The 17,222-nt window shown below is 36.7% G+C and carries 16 protein-coding genes; 9 read left to right on the forward strand and 7 right to left on the reverse strand.

Annotation, left to right across the window (positions count from 1 at the left end; genetic code table 11):
- Positions 1-129: 129 nt before the first annotated feature.
- The gene (locus tag V7121_RS20510) at positions 130-348 is read right to left on the reverse strand and encodes a cold-inducible protein YdjO-related protein (protein ID WP_335500108.1); all 219 of its coding nucleotides are present in this window, start codon (positions 346-348) and stop codon (positions 130-132) included.
- Positions 349-585: 237 nt separating this feature from the next.
- Positions 586-2,520: an endonuclease MutS2 gene (locus V7121_RS20515; RefSeq protein ID WP_335547625.1), complete on the reverse strand. Its 1,935-nt coding sequence runs from the start codon at positions 2,518-2,520 to the stop codon at positions 586-588.
- A gap of 439 nt (positions 2,521-2,959) precedes the next feature.
- Between V7121_RS20515 and V7121_RS20520 the strand changes: the two genes are divergently transcribed.
- On the forward strand, positions 2,960-3,562 hold the full coding sequence (locus V7121_RS20520; RefSeq protein ID WP_335500110.1) for an SCO family protein: 603 nt from the start codon (positions 2,960-2,962) through the stop codon (positions 3,560-3,562).
- A 408-nt stretch (positions 3,563-3,970) separates the two neighbouring features.
- Positions 3,971-5,590, forward strand: a complete 1,620-nt coding sequence (locus tag V7121_RS20525) for an ABC-F family ATP-binding cassette domain-containing protein (protein ID WP_335500112.1) — start codon at positions 3,971-3,973, stop codon at positions 5,588-5,590.
- Positions 5,591-5,654: 64 nt separating this feature from the next.
- On the opposite strand, the gene V7121_RS20530 is transcribed toward V7121_RS20525, so the two are convergent.
- The gene (locus V7121_RS20530; protein ID WP_335500114.1) at positions 5,655-5,786 is read right to left on the reverse strand and encodes a YuzL family protein; all 132 of its coding nucleotides are present in this window, start codon (positions 5,784-5,786) and stop codon (positions 5,655-5,657) included.
- 102 nt (positions 5,787-5,888) lie between these two features.
- Between V7121_RS20530 and V7121_RS20535 the strand changes: the two genes are divergently transcribed.
- The gene (locus tag V7121_RS20535) at positions 5,889-6,131 is read left to right on the forward strand and encodes a YkuS family protein (RefSeq protein WP_335500116.1); all 243 of its coding nucleotides are present in this window, start codon (positions 5,889-5,891) and stop codon (positions 6,129-6,131) included.
- A gap of 124 nt (positions 6,132-6,255) precedes the next feature.
- Here the strand turns inward: V7121_RS20535 and V7121_RS20540 are convergent, their stop codons facing one another.
- Together V7121_RS20540 and mprF are read right to left on the reverse strand one after the other, a co-directional pair.
- Entirely contained in the window at positions 6,256-7,422 is a 1,167-nt protein-coding gene (locus tag V7121_RS20540) for a D-alanyl-D-alanine carboxypeptidase family protein (protein WP_335547627.1), read from the reverse strand.
- Positions 7,423-7,556: 134 nt separating this feature from the next.
- Entirely contained in the window at positions 7,557-10,085 is a 2,529-nt protein-coding gene (mprF, locus tag V7121_RS20545) for a bifunctional lysylphosphatidylglycerol flippase/synthetase MprF (RefSeq protein WP_335500120.1), read from the reverse strand.
- 296 nt (positions 10,086-10,381) lie between these two features.
- On the opposite strand from mprF, the gene V7121_RS20550 reads away from it, so the two are divergent.
- The 6 genes from V7121_RS20550 (at position 10,382) to yidC (ending at position 16,319) form a co-directional block, all read left to right on the forward strand.
- Positions 10,382-10,834 carry a hypothetical protein gene (locus V7121_RS20550; protein WP_335500121.1) on the forward strand — a complete coding sequence of 151 codons (453 nt, stop codon included), beginning with the start codon at positions 10,382-10,384 and terminating at the stop codon, positions 10,832-10,834.
- Positions 10,835-11,168: 334 nt separating this feature from the next.
- Positions 11,169-13,394 carry a formate C-acetyltransferase gene (pflB, locus tag V7121_RS20555; RefSeq protein WP_335500123.1) on the forward strand — a complete coding sequence of 742 codons (2,226 nt, stop codon included), beginning with the start codon at positions 11,169-11,171 and terminating at the stop codon, positions 13,392-13,394.
- A gap of 59 nt (positions 13,395-13,453) precedes the next feature.
- Positions 13,454-14,203, forward strand: coding sequence for a pyruvate formate-lyase-activating protein (pflA, locus tag V7121_RS20560; protein ID WP_335500125.1), 750 nt, complete (start codon positions 13,454-13,456; stop codon positions 14,201-14,203).
- A gap of 155 nt (positions 14,204-14,358) precedes the next feature.
- Positions 14,359-15,093, forward strand: a complete 735-nt coding sequence (locus tag V7121_RS20565; protein WP_335500127.1) for an urease accessory protein UreH domain-containing protein — start codon at positions 14,359-14,361, stop codon at positions 15,091-15,093.
- Positions 15,094-15,194: 101 nt separating this feature from the next.
- A complete protein-coding gene (locus V7121_RS20570) occupies positions 15,195-15,485 on the forward strand; it encodes a hypothetical protein (protein ID WP_335500128.1) in 291 nt (96 codons plus the stop codon).
- A gap of 30 nt (positions 15,486-15,515) precedes the next feature.
- Positions 15,516-16,319, forward strand: a complete 804-nt coding sequence (gene yidC / locus V7121_RS20575; protein ID WP_335500130.1) for a membrane protein insertase YidC — start codon at positions 15,516-15,518, stop codon at positions 16,317-16,319.
- A gap of 31 nt (positions 16,320-16,350) precedes the next feature.
- On the opposite strand, the gene V7121_RS20580 is transcribed toward yidC, so the two are convergent.
- Complete coding sequence (locus V7121_RS20580; RefSeq protein WP_335547628.1) at positions 16,351-16,704, reverse strand: fluoride efflux transporter FluC; 354 nt, start codon at positions 16,702-16,704, stop codon at positions 16,351-16,353.
- On the reverse strand, positions 16,701-17,093 hold the full coding sequence (crcB, locus tag V7121_RS20585; protein WP_335547630.1) for a fluoride efflux transporter CrcB: 393 nt from the start codon (positions 17,091-17,093) through the stop codon (positions 16,701-16,703). Before crcB ends, V7121_RS20580 begins: the two co-directional genes overlap by 4 nt.
- Positions 17,094-17,222 lie beyond the last annotated feature (129 nt).

The raw sequence follows: 17,222 nt of genomic DNA on the forward strand, positions 1-17,222 counted from the left end.
TGTTTCCTTTATCTCAGTTGGAGCGCTCCACAAGGAAGGCTTCGGCAGCATAAGCATCGCACGAAGAAAGGGAGTTAGCCCTTTCGAGGAGGCCATACGCCGCTGACCAGGGCGCTTGCGCTTTCATTCTTAAATTTGCGGAAGTTCTCTCATTCCTTGAAGCATTTCATTGCCACACATTGGGCAGAGTAAGTCATCTGCCACGAAGTCCTTCCTCATCCAACCAATACACGCTTCATCTATGCAAGAATAGATTTCAGTATTTACCAAGATTGTTTCAATTTCTTCTTCTTTAGCTCTTTTACCGTAAAAAATGGGAACCGCCTCCTTTTTTATTAGTATGCACAAAAAAGTTCCTTTTCATTTCCAGAAATACTAAGGAGTTGATAAAAACCATGTTAATGGATCAAAAGAGATATACCAAAGTTAGAACTGATATCGAAGAAGTCAAGCGATTAAACAGCCAATCTGGTTTAAGCTATAATGAAGTTAAACAATTACTAGCAGAAAGATACCGTAAAAAGAACAGGAATAACTAAGGATAACTAAAAATACAAGCCTTCCCGAAAAGGAAGGCTCTCTTTTTTATATCTTCCCTTCTTTATATTCGATGGTAATATCCTCTTGATGTCCTTTGGAGAGCAGTTTATCTTTCTTCCTGTTTTCCTTCGTGTGAAAGATGATGTCAAAATCATAATCATCCGGGTATAATTCTTCTGCTGCGATATATAAACTAATTCTCTTATGATTTATTGTTTGCTTTTCACCTTTTACCTGCACAACATAATTCCCCAGTTGATCAGGTCCTGTGTAGATTATCCCAAATTCATTCAAAGGTGATAGTTTAACATTGTCACCCTGTTGAAAGCGGGCCACTTTTACTTCTGTATTCTCTTTTTTCTTTTGGTTTTGATATTTATTGATAATCACCTGTTTTTCCAATTCCCTCAGCTTCTGTGTATCTGTTATCACGGTGGTATATCGCTTCTCCTCCTTATAAGTGATGTTATGAGCCCTTTCAAGAATTTTGGGATGAATCCCGAGCTTTAAAGCGATTGCAAATGCCTGACTTTCTCCACCTCTCCCAATGTTCAAACGATAGGTTGGGCTTAATGTAGTTAGATCAAACTCCATTGAACCATTGATAAAACCTGGGTGAGTTTCAGCCAATACTTTGATCTCACTATAATGGGTGGTTGCGAGGATAGTCGCCCCTTTTTCATACAAAGTTTCTAATATAGAAGTTGCGAGCCCCATACCTTCACCAGGGTCGGTACCAGATCCTAATTCATCTAGTAACACCAAAGTCCGGTGCTGGGTGTCTTTTAATATTTCAATGATATTTACAATACGTGAGCTAAACGTACTTAAATTTTCAGTAATACTTTGCCCATCGCCAATATCCACTAGAATGCGCTCAAAAATATTTAAATTACTTTCTGGTGCAGCCGGAATATGAAGACCTGATTGAACCATTAGTGTCAATAGTCCAACCGTTTTTATCGTAACCGTTTTCCCGCCAGTATTTGGACCGGTAATTACTAATGCCTGTTGTTCCTCCCCCAATGATAAAGAAAGAGGGACTGCCTTTTCACCTAGGAGCGGGTGTTTTGCGTCCATTAAATTTAATTGACCAGATTCATTAATTCCTACCTTTGATCCATTTATTGAACGGCCATACTTTGCCTTGGCAAATAAAAAATCGTAATGAATCATCGTTTCCATCGCCAGCCGAATTTGCTGTTCCTTTTCCTCCACCAACCCTGTTAAATAGGTTAAAACCCTCTGAACTTCAACCTCTTCATCGGCAAATAACCAATTTAATTGATCTTGAAAAACAGCGATTTCTTCTGGTTCGATAAACAGTGTCGAACCTGAAGCAGAGGTATCTAATATAACCCCCTTTATTTTGTTTCGGTATTCTTTCTTAATCGGGATTACATACCTGCCGTTTCTTTGACTGATTACATTCTCTTGTAAATAGATTTTATATTTATTCGAACGTATTAATTGCAGTGTTTTTTCCTTTAACCGTTCCTCTTGAATCGCTATTTGTTTTCTCACTTTTAATAACTCTTTACTTGCATAATCATCAACTCGGCCATTTCGGATACAACGGATAATCTCATTGGCAAGCTCCGGTAATTCATCTATTCCATCAACATAGGAAGAAACTCTTGGAGCATAATACACTTTATCCTTCATATATCTACGCATTTTTCCGCAGCAGTCTAAAAAATCATAAAGCTTTGCCAGTTGATCAGCTCTTAGTGCTACCCCTTTATTCATGTTAGTAAGTAAAGCGTCCATCCCATCCAATCCATGCACCGGGACACTCGCACTCTTTCTCAGTATCTCTACTGCCTCTGATACCTCATCCAGCCAGGCTTCTATCTGCTTCTTATTTGTCGATGGTGTCAAACAGTCGATTTTTTCCCTCCCTTCTTTTGTTAAAGCAAACTTGGCAAGGGTTTCTTTGATTTGCTGAAATTCTAAAGTTAAAAAGGTATGTTGATTCACTTTTTTTCCTCCTAAAATAAAAATAGCCGCAATGAACAATGTCATTGCGGCCAAATGAAATAAACCATTTCATTCATACAAAATATTTACCCAAAATAAAAACTGTCTACACGGATGTACACAGCAACATTGGTAAAAAGATGTATGCTTATGATGCCCATTGTTCTTAACTCCATTCCATACTTAAATAAGCCTCAATTCAAGATAAAATTGAAAGAGGATTGGAATGAACCTATCCAATTGATTGGATTAGTTAAGAACGACACCTAACATAAAACATACTCCCTTATATACCATTATATTTTTGAAAAATTATATTCTTCTGTTAAAGAATATAACAAATGGAAACACATGTCAATTTAGTTTTACCGTTTTGTTCACAAATTATCCATATCTTTTTATTACTAACTTCTTTATCTTAAATGTAGGAGGGATACATATGAAAAAGATCTATTTAATTTGCAGTCTTGCTGTATTTATCGGAATTGCAGCAGGAATTTCATTCTTTCTCATTCGTGATGCAAACGCAAAGATACCTGCAGAAGTGACCTTGATCAACCAAAATGGTGATTCTTATAATTTTGGCAAGGATAAAACCAAACTAAAACTTGTTGAATTTATCTACACCCATTGTCCTGACATTTGCCCAACAACGACACAAAAGATGATTGACTTGAAAAAAGATTTCGAGAAGTCTGGTGTCTTTGGAAAGGATATTGAATTCTTGACGATAACAATTGACCCTTATCGCGACACTCCTGAGATTCTAAGCGATTATATGAAAGGTTTCGAAATAGAAAATAACAAGTCATGGTTATTTTTAACTGGAGACAAAGAAAACATTAAAAGGGACCGAGCTGAAATTAAAAAGGTTACTGATGCGATGCAATTCCAGTTTAAAGACCCTGGCAACGGCCAATTCGTTCATTCAACCTTTACTTTTTTAATTGATGAAAACAATAAATTCGTTGCAAAATTCCCGATGGGCAAAGACTTTGACAAAAAAGAAGTGTACGACAAAGTGATGGATAAAATAAAATAAAATAAAATAACAAAAAAGCGATTAGTCCTTAGGGATTAATCGCTTTTTATTCCTTCTTTTCGTACCCAAATTCACTTTTCAAATCAATTTACGGATGAAGGGTAATTTTTTATTTGCTTTAGTGACAAGAGGTAAGTGGATTTTGGTTTGGTTAAACTCGCTTTTATACCAGCTTTTTTTAATTTGTTAACAAGTTCAGTTAGTTGATTTTTTGTCATCCATTTCACACCTTCTTTTACTTGCATCTTTACCCCAATTCTACAACAAAAATATGAATAAAGTGTGAAATCGGGCAAATTTTTTTAGAAAATTTTTCTTATCTACTTTTTCAGGCCTTAAAGAATTCGCTCTTCTTCTTATTTAATGGTATAATCAGTAGATATTTTGTTTTTGGAGGATGTTTTCAATATGATCACTGTAAGTAACGTAGGTTTAAGATATGGGGACCGAAAATTATTCGAAGATGTAAACATTAAATTTACACCTGGTAACTGCTACGGACTAATTGGTGCAAATGGTGCCGGCAAATCCACATTTTTAAAAATTTTATCTGGGGAAATTGAAGCACAATCGGGAACAGTTCAGCTCGGACCTAACGAACGGATGGCTGTGCTAAAACAAAACCATTTCGAATATGAAGAGTATGAAGTATTAAAGACAGTCATTATGGGTCATTCAAGACTCTATGAAGTCATGCAAGAAAAAGACGCAATTTACATGAAGGAAAACTTCACAGATGAAGACGGCATGAAGGCTGCTGAACTGGAGGGCGAATTTGCAGAGCTAAACGGCTGGGAAGCAGAACCAGAAGCGGCTATTCTTTTAAAAGGCCTTGGTATTGGGGAAGATCTTCATTATAAAACAATGGCAGAATTAACTGGTTCGGAAAAAGTGAAAGTATTGCTTGCACAGGCCTTATTCGGCAGACCAGACGTTTTATTACTCGATGAGCCAACTAACCACTTAGATATTAAAGCAATCCAATGGTTAGAGGATTTCCTAATTAACTTTGAAAATACTGTAATTGTTGTCTCCCACGATCGACATTTCTTAAATAAGGTATGTACACATATCGCCGATCTTGACTTTGGTAAAATCCAAATCTATGTAGGCAACTACGATTTCTGGTATGAATCAAGCCAATTAGCTACAAGATTAACTTCTGACGCTAACAAAAAGAAAGAAGAAAAAATTAAGGAATTACAAGCCTTTATTGCGCGATTCAGTGCGAATGCGTCGAAATCAAAGCAGGCTACATCTCGGAAGAAGTTACTTGATAAAATTACTCTTGATGATATTAGACCTTCTTCTCGCCGTTATCCATTTGTCGGGTTTACTCCCGATCGTGAAATCGGAAATGATTTATTAAGAGTTGAAGGATTAACAAAAACCATTGATGGTGTAAAGGTCCTAGATAACATTAACTTTATCGTTAATAAGGGTGATAAAATTGCCCTTGTAGGTACAAACGAGGCTGCTAAGACTGTGTTGTTTAAAATTCTAATGGGTGAAATGGAAGCAGACAGCGGTACCTATAAATGGGGCATTACCACTTCACAAGCTTATTTCCCTAAAGATAACTCCGAGTACTTTGAGAATAGTGAATTAAACCTAGTAGACTGGCTTCGTCAATTCTCACCTAAAGATGATAGTGAAAGCTTTTTACGTGGATTTTTAGGAAGAATGCTTTTCTCTGGTGAAGAGGTACTTAAAAAGGCTAGTGTACTTTCCGGGGGGGAAAAGGTTCGCTGTATGTTATCGAAAATGATGTTAAATGGGGCAAACGTTCTCCTTTTAGATGAACCAACTAACCATTTAGATTTAGAATCGATTACTGCGCTGAATAACGGCTTAATCAATTTCAAGGGATCCTTGCTTTTCGCATCCCATGACCATCAGTTTATTCAAACCATCGCCAACCGTATTTTTGAATTAACTCCAAAAGGCTTAGTGGATAAGCAACTGAGCTATGATGAATACCTTGAAAATGATGAAATACAGAAGCAAGTCGCTGAAATGTATCAATAAGGGTTTGGAACAAAAGGGTTTGGAACAAAAGGGCACCGCGTCAGTCAACGCTGTGCCCTTTTTATTAATCTCTTTTCTGCTTTCTTCTAGAAGAAGGTTCAGTTCTTGAACCTGTCTCAGTTGTTGTTGTGCCTTGTCCTTCTACTTGCGAGGATGCCAGGCCAATTGTTGATGGATCCTTTTTACGTTTTCCCATTTTTGTACACCTCCCCTATTAGCTTTTGGAGGATTATCGCTACTTATTCCGAATAATTCAGATAAAGTGAGGAAAGATAATCTAGAAGAGGAGGTGTTTTGTATGGCAAAAATTGGTGTTGAAGAATCTCTTACACAGGTTCAACAAGCCTTACGTGAAAAAGGTTATGATGTTGTTGAATTAAAGCAGGAGTCAGACGCCCAGAATTGTGATTGCTGTGTTGTAACAGGACTAGATTCCAACGTAATGGGTATGCAGGATACCGTTACAAAAGGGTCAGTCATTGACGCAAATGGCCTTTCAGCTGATGAAGTGTGTCAACAAGTAGAAAGCAGATTACAATAATTATTTCAGTTTCAAAGACTAAAGGAGATTACTTTAGTCTTTTTTTGTTTTTTCCATGATAGCTAGCAATGTCATAAAAAAATAAGCCATAAAAGGAATCAACCTTTTATGACTTATCATGTGGCTAGAATTTTTTAGTGAATTTTTTTCTCACTCCAACAAAGATGGCTGCTAATGCAATAATCATAAACCCGTATATGACAGTAACATAACTTAAATGCTCTTTTTGCGGATTCTTTTCCACAGTTGTTTCACTTTTCACTAAAACCTTTTTCGGAATTGGCTCTTTGTATTTAAGGGCGACTAACTGGACCACTTGGCCATTGGTATTTTTAATAGATAGTATTCCCTGGTTATTTAGCTCTTTTGTACTCCCTTTAATTGACTCGGTAATAAGGGTATCGGTTTCAGGGTAGTAATGTTTATTATCCTTTGTAAAAACCTCAACCTGCTTTAATATATTATGTTTATAGTTCTTAAAACCAAAATCAAATAAACTGGTTGTATCATCATATTTGTCTTTTGGCAGATCAGAGTTTAGGACGACAGCAGTCAACCTAATGTTCGCGTTTTGGGCAGTGGTAGCAAGTGTTTGCTTTGCTTTAACTGTGTACCCTGTTTTCCCTCCCGTTACACCTGGATAGGCGAACTCTCCTTTTAGCATTCGGTGATGAGTGAGGATATTTGTTTTCCATGATTGCCCCTTCCACTTAAGTACTTTAGTTCCAAAGATATCAGCAAAGACGGGGTTCTTAATGGCATAATTCGTAATCTTTGCTAAATCCATTGCGGTTGTGTAGTGGTTTTTATCAGATAAACCATTCGGATTTATAAAATGTGTATTCCTTACACCAATAGTTGTTGTTAAATACTCATTCAAATGTACAGAAAACTGTTTCACGCTTCCATCTAGATGTTCAGCAATCGCAACGGCTGCATCATTACCTGAATTAACCAGCATTCCTTGAATTAATTGCTTTAACGTGATTTTTTCCCCTTCAACTAAATAAACCCTTGTCCCATCCTGCCTAACAGCATTCCCACTAACAGTTACAATGCTATCTAACTTCCCCTTTTCAATCGCATATATTGCAGTTGCAATTTTCGTCAAACTAGCAGGATACATCCTTTTATCGGCATTTTTTGCATAAAGAACGGCTCCTGTATCTGAATCTAAAAGAACGGCACCTTTGCTCTTCAGGTTCAATTGACCAGTATTAGCAGCTTCGGTTGTTAGATGGTTAGCAAGCAGTAGTAGCATAACTGTGATGATTGATACAATTTTCTTCATTAATTACACCCAACTTTACATATTTTCCTATTTTATATTAACAGATTGTATAGCAAAATAATAGTTTCAATTGGAAATTACAACATGTGCCCACTTTATAAAAAAACCGGCAGGATCACCTGCCGGTTTTAGTACTAGTTCCTTTTTTTCGATATGAGCAATGTGATTTGCGCCATGATAAATGGTAAAGAAGATTTTCTGCGATAGGCCAAGTATTTAGGCTCCCAAATATTCGTATATTTTTCTTTGAATTTCCGCAGTCCTTGGAAGTGGTAGATAAAATGGCCATGCAGAAAAATTTGTGCAGCAATTTTTTCACTTAAAAAAGAAAACCTAGATAGTCCCACATTGGCCAATGGCGCCATTCCCATATTAAAACGGTCATATCCTTTTTCTTTAGCCCAATCAAATAAACAAAGGAAAAGAAAATCGACTGCGCCAGATGATACATCAGGTCTAAACCTCATTAAATCAACAGAGATAGTTTGATAGTCATCATAAACATACATGATGCTCATAAAGCCAAGAATTTGCCTGCGCTCATCCTTAACAATGGCAATTGGAGCCTTATTTAAGTAATCTTCCGAAAAGAAACCCAATGAAAAACCTTTCTCTTCTCTCCCTTGGAGCCACTCATTTGATATATCTCTTAATTCTTGCATAAATTCGTTTGAATATGGGGGGCTGACCACCTCATAAGAATAATTCGCTCGAACAAATTTATTTCTTAATGCGCGTAACCCTTTCATTTTGTTTCCCGTTAAGGTGAATTTTTTTAGATCCACAAATGCTTCTTCACCCAACTTAAAAAAAGCAAAACCGTGTCCATGGAGATACGGCAGCATATCATCGCTTACCTGATAAAATACAGGAGTAAAGCCATGTAAATCAGCTATTTCCTGAAATTCTTCTATGGCATTTGATAATTCCGTTTTTTCGCCAATCGGGTCACCCAAAATGACAAGCTTGTCTGCATATTGCTGGAAAGAAATTAATACGTTCTTCTTGCTGTTCCAAAATATAAATTTGTCATGTAGCAGGATTAAATGGGACAACACTTTACCTCGGTATTTCGATAAATGTTCAATAATTTCTTTCTCTCTGTAAACTGAACGTTCTAAAATCCAATTTTTAGGCAAACTGATCAAATATCCAAACAAAAGAATAGCTAAAGCAATAACCAGACCGATTGCAGCACTTGTAAATAAGTCACGATAATCAACAATCACATACGGCAACAGCTTTTGGGGAATTTCAATTTTAGAGTTTGGTAAGTTTACGTAGCCAATTAGAAGATACATAAACGTAATCAAAAGTATGACCATCACATCAAAAACTGTTTTTCCCCATGTTAACACGTAGCTCTCCCGATAAAACTGACCTTTTGACATTCTTAGTAACAGGGCAACGATGATTAAAAATATGGCTTCTTCATAATCAATCCCTTTAAATATCGAAAATAGCGCGGCCAGAATTAACGCAAACATGGACAGTTCATACGCCCGCTTCACACTATATTCAATCCCGCGAGACAAGCCTAATAGTAAAAAACCAGCAGCTACTGATAATTGGTGCGATACGTTAATGATGGGAAAGGATAACAGCTCTTGTGCTACCCTCAATCTTGACATGATTCCTGGTACACTAGCTGATAACAGCAGGATTAGTCCAGATAAGAAGACAAGCATGGTTAGCATGACGTGACTAAATCCTTGCAGTACCGCTCTAGGAAGATCATTCCAAGTTTGATTCCATTTCTTCCAATATAGTTTAACAAAAAAGACAAGGCTTATTAAAAAAGGAACGAAGTAATAGCCAATCCGATAAAACAATAATAAAACAAGGACCTTTTCTTCTGGTACGAATAAATCTTGCATCCCCCAAATGAATACCAAATCAAAGGAGCCTAATCCGCCCGGAATCATACTAATGATACCAGCACAAGCAGCTACAATATAGACAGGAAAAAGGTTTTCTGCAGAAATAGAAATACCCAATATCCTCGTTAATAACCAAATCGCAAAAAATACGGCCAGCCACTCAATAATTGACACCAAAACTAACTGGAAGGTAATTTTTGTCCTTAGTAGTGCTTGATTATCCTTTTTTGACTTAACAATATGTATGATTAAAAACAGTGGTAAATATAAACCCACACCTAGCACCGCAAAATATAGCCATCTTGTATCAATAAACAGTGGGAAGTTACGGTGCATAATAGTGACAATCCAAGAAAGAAATGAAATACCAGTTAAATAAAATAAGGACACCGAGGCAATAACCCCTAAGAGTTTGCGCTTATCCTGCTCATACTTATGAAAGAGATATGTCCTTAACATCGCGCCGATTATTCCGCCAAAGCCTATTAGGTTTGAAAATGAATTTGCAATGAAAGATTGTTCCATCAGATCTCTAGTGGGAACCTTTACCTTTAATATTCGTACTAAAATTACATCATAAAGGAGCATTGGTAAAACAGCTGTAAAGGTAATTAATAAAATTAATAGAAGAAGTCCGATATTAAGTTGACTTAATTCTTCTTTAAGTAAATGCATATTTAAGTTTTGAGTAAATTTTTTAATTTCAGTAATAGCAAAGATTAACAGTAACAACGGGAAAATAAATTTAATTAACTTTAATATTTTTTCTTTTTTAATCCCCAACAAGCTAACCACCTAATTTTTTGCTGATTCACTATACCTCATCGAACATCTAAATTCCTTAGAAGCACATTATGGCAAGTTCCTGTTTTTACTATAAACGTTTCCATAGGAAAAACAAAGATATTTACAGGTTGTTTCTTATTATTTTAGACACTTTTATTCATATTCAACCATTCTAAAACGTTTTAACACTAGGAGATATTGGTGAAAACAATACCAGTAAGTAAAAAAAGAGACAAGTTTCCTCCCCTACTCGGCATAAGAATAAAGTAGGACAAAATTATAGGGGGATGCAAATGAAGTTTTTAGTCTTAAAAAAAGAAACACTCTTATTTTTTGTGGCTGTCGGGATTATCCTTATCACCCTGTCAGCGTGGATCATGCTAAAGGCTGGTGATACCACTGTCTTTAATCAGCAGAAAAATAATGATATCCGCGAAATCCACATGGTTACTGCTGAATTCAGCACTAAATTGAAAAGTGGGAAAGAAATGGAAGCTTATCGTTGGGATCCCGGCACAGTTTTCCTGGAAAAGGACGAAAAAGTGAGGTTATTTATTAGTGGAATTAATGGTGAAGAGCATCCCTTTTATATAGAAGGAACAAACATTAAAGGGAAAGTAATAAAAGGAGAAGAAACGGTTGTTCCATTGCAATTTGATAAAGAAGGAACATACCGCTTAATCTGTGAAGTCCATTCCGATCGTACGCATAATGGTCCTATGATTGCCTATATTGTCGTTGATTAAAGCAGGAGGCTTTCTCCTGTTTTTTTTCATTAAAAAAGGAACTCTGTTTCAGAGGTTTTCACTATTAACACATTGTTATTGTCACTTTTCTCCTATATAACAGTTTTGAAATATCCCCTAATAATTATAGTACAGTTTCTATAATTATCATCATAACGCCTATAAACAACCTGTTGATATTGCAAAAATCCCCCTTTAAATAAGACTTCACAAAACCTTAACAATTAGTTACTAATATACGTGCCTTTTTTCACAAAAAACTGTTATACTCAATGTATTAAAAGAACAACCTAACTGTTATATAGTTTTACACAAAAATATGAGGTGATAAATAATGGAACAATGGAATGGCTTTACAAAAGGTGCATGGTCTAAAGAAGTGAACGTACGTGATTTTATTCTTAAAAACTTCACTCCTTTCGAAGGAGACGATTCCTTTTTAGCAGGACCTACAGAAGCAACAAATAAACTTTGGGAACAGGTAATGGAATTAACTAAACAAGAACGTGAAAATGGCGGCGTGTTGGATATGGACACGGAAACCGTTTCAACTATTACCTCTCATGGTCCTGGTTACCTTAATGAAGACCTTGAAAAAATTGTAGGTGTACAAACTGATAAACCTTTCAATCGCTCTTTACAGCCTTTTGGCGGAATACGGATGGCGAAAGGTGCATGTGAAGCATACGGATATACCATGAGTGAGGAAATTGAAAAGATTTTTACTGAGTTCCGTAAAACCCATAACCAAGGTGTTTTCGATGCCTATACTGATGAAATGATGCTTGCTCGTAAAGCAGCCATTATTACAGGTCTTCCTGATGCTTATGGACGCGGACGTATTATCGGTGACTACCGTCGTGTCGCTTTATACGGCGTAGATTTCTTAATTCAACAAAAACTAAATGATAAGAAGAATACAAGTAAGGTTATGACAGAAGATAATATGCGTCTTCGTGAGGAAATCGCTGAACAAATTCGAGCTTTAAAAGAACTAAAGGAAATGGCAAACAGCTATGGATTTGATATTAGCCAACCTGCAAAAAATGCTGCTGAAGCCTTCCAATTTGTTTACTTTGGTTACTTAGCTGCCATTAAAGAACAAAATGGTGCAGCAATGAGCCTTGGGCGTGTATCTACATTCTTAGATATTTACGTTGAGAGAGATTTACAAAACGGCACTTTAACTGAAGAACAAGTACAAGAAATTGTTGACCACTTTATTATGAAGCTTCGCCTTGTAAAATTTGCGCGTACTCCTGATTATAATGAATTATTTAGTGGTGACCCTACTTGGGTAACAGAATCAATTGGCGGTATGGCAAATGATGGCCGTTCACTTGTAACGAAAAACTCATTCCGCTTCCTTCATACATTAGAAAATTTAGGTGCTGCTCCAGAACCAAACTTAACTGTTTTATGGTCACCCCAGTTACCTGAAAACTTTAAGAAATATTGTGCAAACATGTCAATCAAAACTAGCTCCATCCAATATGAGAACGACGATATCATGCGCCCAGAATATGGCGATGACTATGGAATTGCTTGCTGCGTATCTGCAATGGAAATTGGTAAGCAAATGCAGTTCTTCGGTGCTCGTGCAAACTTAGCAAAAGCGCTTCTATACTCCATTAACGGCGGTGTAGATGAAAAGTTAAAAATTCAGGTTGGACCTCAATATCAGCCAATCACTTCTGATGTATTAAATTATGAAGAAGTTATGCAAAAATTTGATTTGATGATGGAATGGCTCGCTGGTCTTTATATTAACACTTTAAATGTTATTCACTATATGCATGATAAGTATAGCTATGAGAGAATTGAAATGGCTCTACACGATACGAAGATCCTTCGTACAATGGCAACTGGTATTGCAGGACTTTCTGTTGTTGCCGATTCACTTAGCGCTATTAAATACGGCGAAGTAAAAGTCATTCGTGATGAAAATGGTTTAGCAGTTGATTTTGAAACAACTGGTGACTTCCCTAAATACGGTAACAACGATGATCGTGTCGACACAATTGCCGTAGAAATTCTTAAGACTTTTATGAAAAAGCTACGCAAGCACCAAACATACCGTGACTCACTTCATACACTTTCAGTCTTGACGATTACATCAAATGTAGTATATGGTAAGAAAACGGGCAACACACCAGATGGCCGTCGTATGGGAGAACCATTTGCTCCAGGTGCAAACCCAATGCACGGACGTGATACAAAAGGAACATTAGCTTCTTTATCCTCTGTTGCGAAGCTTCCATACAACTACGCAATGGACGGAATTTCAAATACCTTCTCGATTGTGCCAAAAGCACTAGGTAAAGAAGAAGAAAGTCAAGTACGTAATCTTGTATCAATCCTAGATGGATATGCAATTAAAGCAGGTCATCATTTAAATGTTAACGTCTTTAATCGTGAAACATTAATTGATGCTATGGAACACCCTGAGCTATATCCACAATTAACCATTCGTGTCTCTGGTTATGCCGTTAACTTTATTAAATTAACAAAAGAACAGCAATTAGACGTAATTAATCGTACATTCCATGAGTCACTTTAATATTTAAACAAGGAGCCCCTTCTTTAGGGGCTCTGTTAATCAAAAGGGGGATCATTTTCATGAACGGAAATATTCATTCTATCGAAACATTAGGGACAGTCGACGGACCAGGTATCCGCTATGTCATTTTCACCCAAGGCTGCCTACTGCGTTGCCAGTTTTGCCATAATGCTGATACTTGGGAAATTGGCAGCGGAAAAGAAATGACTGTTTCTGAAATCATGGATGATCTAACCTCTTACCTTCCCTTCATCCAGGCTTCTGGTGGTGGGATTACGGTTAGTGGCGGTGAGCCGTTATTACAAATACCTTTCCTGACTGAATTATTCAAGGAGTGTAAAAGGAAAGGGATTCATACAACCATTGATTCATCTGGCGGCTGCTTTTCCCATTCTAAGCTTTTTATTGAGCAGCTTGAAGAGTTGTTACAATACACTGATTTAGTGCTCCTTGATTTGAAGCATATTAATCGGAAAAAGCATATCCAGTTAACAGGCATGGCTAATGATCATATTCTTGAATTTGCTGCGTTTTTATCCGATCGGAATGTTCCTGTTTGGGTACGCCATGTCCTCGTTCCAACAGTGACAGATGACCCTGAAGACCTAGAAAAACTGGGCGAGTTCATCGGAACACTTACAAACGTTCAAAAGATTGAAATTCTTCCTTATCATAAACTCGGTGTCTACAAGTGGGAAGCACTCGGACATGAATACCAACTCAATCATGTCGAACCACCTACTGAGGAAAAAGTTGAATTTGCTTATAAATTAATAACTGCACATTGGAAGGCACCTATCCAACACTGATTCTAATGAATCAGTGTTTTATTGTAAAAAGGATGAATATACACATTTTTGCTTTCTTACTAAATTGTGAACAATCGTAATTCTGCATATTTTATTGATAATTTTATAGTATCTTTATGGTGTAAACACCTATTACTGTAGAAAGGTTGTTAAATATGTATGAAATATTAAGCTCTCTAAGCAGAGTTTTGAGCAGCCCAATTGTGGTTTTAATGAATGAAACTAGCCATATCCCCCTTCTTGCCGCCCTTTTACTTGGTTTGATTGGCGCACTTGCTCCATGTCAGTTAACGGGGAATATAAGCGCGATCACTTATTATGGAAATAGGAGCTTACAAACGACAAAACAGTGGATTGAGGCCTTGTTTTTTATTATTGGAAAAATAGTGGTCTTTTCAAGTCTTGGCCTTGCTGTTTGGATGATTGGCCAAGAATTTCAAACGACGATTACCTCATTCTTCGTTGTTTTTCGAAAATTAATCGGTCCTTTCATTATCCTTTTAGGGTTGTTTCTATTAGGGGTTTTTAAATTAATGTGGATTAGTCGACTTAGTTCACTAATTCCAAGCAGTAAGAAAGGCGGCATCTGGGGCTCATTTTTAATGGGGATTAGTTTTTCGATTGCTTTTTGTCCAACGATGTTTGTCCTATTTTTCCTAACACTTATGCCATTGGTATTAAACTCTAGCTATGGTGCTGTCCTCCCGACGATTTTTGCGATTGGCACTTCTCTCCCCCTAATTATTGTCATGCTCATCATTTGGTTTCTCGGGGTGGACGGAGTGTTGCTGAAAAAAACCAGGAAATTTGGTAACGTCGTTCAAAAGATCGCAGGTCTCATATTAGTATTAGTTGGCATCCTTGATACCATTACCTACTGGTCCAATTAGTTAATATCTTCATAATCTGGCATTTTAGCAAAGATAAAATTGATTCTTTGCCCTATCTCCTATATACTCATATCATTGACATTTAAGTGAGGTGATAATTTTTGTTTCAATTGCTATTTGATATATCCGATATTACAGCCATAAACGCTCTATATGTCAGTATCTATTTAGGTATCACCCTAAAATTCATTTGGGCATGGAGTGTTGAATATTCCTTTCTTGGCTCACTATCGAATCCGGCAAGAACAGAAATTATTCACCCATTGGTTTTATATCGAAAGAAAAGTTGTTTAAATGGAAGCTTTATTCTAAAAAGAATTGTTATATATTTTCGTAGAAAAGAATATTCTCAGGATGACTCTGAAAAACCTGTTTCCTTCCTATTTGCTTAATTAACTATTTACAACATTCTAGGAGGAAATATGAAAACTAAAAAATCTTCATTTATTATGATTGCTTTACTAGCATTTACAACATTACTATTATCAGCGTGTTCAGCTCAAGCTCAAAACGGTCCTGTTACAACCAACAAAACCGGTTTTTTTCAACATTATATAGTTAATCCTTTTTCTATCTCTATTCATTCCGTTGCAGAATTCTTTAATGGCAACTACGGCTTAGCCATTATTGTTATCACTCTAGTAATCAGGTTAGCCTTAATGCCATTAATGTTAAGGCAATATAAAAATCAAATGGGTATGAAAGAAAAGATGGATGTACTAAAACCTGAAATGGACGTTATCCAGGCAAAAATGAAAACAGAAAAAGATCCAAAGAAAAAGCAGGAATTACAAGCTGAGATGATGGGTCTTTATAAAAAGCATGGGGTCAATCCTCTAAATATGGGTTGTTTGCCATTGCTCATTCAAATGCCGATTTTAACTGGATTCTATTATGCCATTCGCGGTTCTGAACAAATAAAAACTCATGAATTTTTGTGGTTTAGTCTTGGACATCCTGATATTATTATTACAATTATTGCTGGGGTTATTTACTACTTCCAATTTAAAGTGTCACAGTCGAATATGCCTGCAGCACAGCAAGCCCAAATGAAATACATGGGATTAATGTCACCATTAATGATTGTGATGTTTTCTTTTAACGCACCAGCAGCACTTCCACTGTATTGGGTAGTGGGCGGTACATTCCTAATTGTACAAACATTGATTAGCCGCAGCCTATATCAATCCAACAAAGCTCCCAAAGTTCAAGTAAAGCAAAAATAACCAATAAGAAGCGTCCGCGGACGCTTCTTTTTTATAACCCCTTCCCTAACAATAGCCCTGAATAAGCAAGAATAATTCCTCCCCCATAACTGCCTAGCAAATAACTGTAATACCATTTTTTCTTTCCTTCCTTATTTAGTTTAACTGCTTCCAACATTAAGGTAGAGAACGTCGTAAATGCCCCCATAAATCCAATACCCACCAATGAATAGAGTGAGCCCTGGAGCTGCAAACCAACAGCCAACCCTAATAGAAATGCACCAACAAAATTAACCGTTAGAGTTCCCATAGGATAGCTGTTACTGTATTGGAGTTTTTTGCTAATGGCAAAGCGGGATATCGCACCAAAGAACCCTCCCATTGAAATTAGTAATATCCCGTTCATAGAATCTTCCTCCACTTTTTTGTTTGTTGACTAAGTTTCATTCCTGCCCTAACTAAAAGAATACCTCCAATTAAACTGACAAATAAATAAAGTAAACCAAGAGCAAATTTACCTGATTCGAGTAATTGAACCGTTTCAACGCTAAAAGTAGAAAACGTAGTATAAGAACCAATGACACCCGTTGTCAGTGCAGTGATTAAATACGGGTGAACCCGTTTGGAACCTACAAAATGAGTGGTAATAAAGCCTAGCAGAAAAGCCCCTGATAGATTGATGAACAGGGTTCCAATTGGGAATGCCTTTCCCCATAGTTCCACAGCGATAACTGATAATAAATAGCGGAGTAAACTGCCAGCGACCCCGCCCAATCCAACATAGAAATAAAGCAAACTAAACACCTCATGACAAAATATATATATCCCTTTTTATTATTCTACACTTTAAATGGTTGAGGATAGTTTTTTACCATTTTGGCAAGCTAATTATGTAATACTTTGACAAAGGAGTGTTAAGACAAC

The sequence above is a fragment of the Neobacillus drentensis genome, assembly GCF_036962125.1.
GTDB lineage: Bacteria > Bacillota > Bacilli > Bacillales > Cytobacillaceae > Neobacillus > Neobacillus drentensis_B.

Coding starts and splice junctions, on each gene's coding strand:
- V7121_RS20520 (WP_335500110.1), top strand. CDS start 2,960: ATGAAAAAGATCTATTTAATTTGCAGTCTTGCTGTATTTATCGGAATT.
- V7121_RS20525 (WP_335500112.1), top strand. CDS start 3,971: ATGATCACTGTAAGTAACGTAGGTTTAAGATATGGGGACCGAAAATTA.
- V7121_RS20530 (WP_335500114.1), bottom strand. CDS start 5,786: ATGGGAAAACGTAAAAAGGATCCATCAACAATTGGCCTGGCATCCTCG.
- V7121_RS20535 (WP_335500116.1), top strand. CDS start 5,889: ATGGCAAAAATTGGTGTTGAAGAATCTCTTACACAGGTTCAACAAGCC.
- V7121_RS20540 (WP_335547627.1), bottom strand. CDS start 7,422: ATGAAGAAAATTGTATCAATCATCACAGTTATGCTACTACTGCTTGCT.
- V7121_RS20550 (WP_335500121.1), top strand. CDS start 10,382: ATGAAGTTTTTAGTCTTAAAAAAAGAAACACTCTTATTTTTTGTGGCT.
- pflB (WP_335500123.1), top strand. CDS start 11,169: ATGGAACAATGGAATGGCTTTACAAAAGGTGCATGGTCTAAAGAAGTG.
- pflA (WP_335500125.1), top strand. CDS start 13,454: ATGAACGGAAATATTCATTCTATCGAAACATTAGGGACAGTCGACGGA.
- V7121_RS20565 (WP_335500127.1), top strand. CDS start 14,359: ATGTATGAAATATTAAGCTCTCTAAGCAGAGTTTTGAGCAGCCCAATT.
- yidC (WP_335500130.1), top strand. CDS start 15,516: ATGAAAACTAAAAAATCTTCATTTATTATGATTGCTTTACTAGCATTT.
- V7121_RS20580 (WP_335547628.1), bottom strand. CDS start 16,704: ATGAACGGGATATTACTAATTTCAATGGGAGGGTTCTTTGGTGCGATA.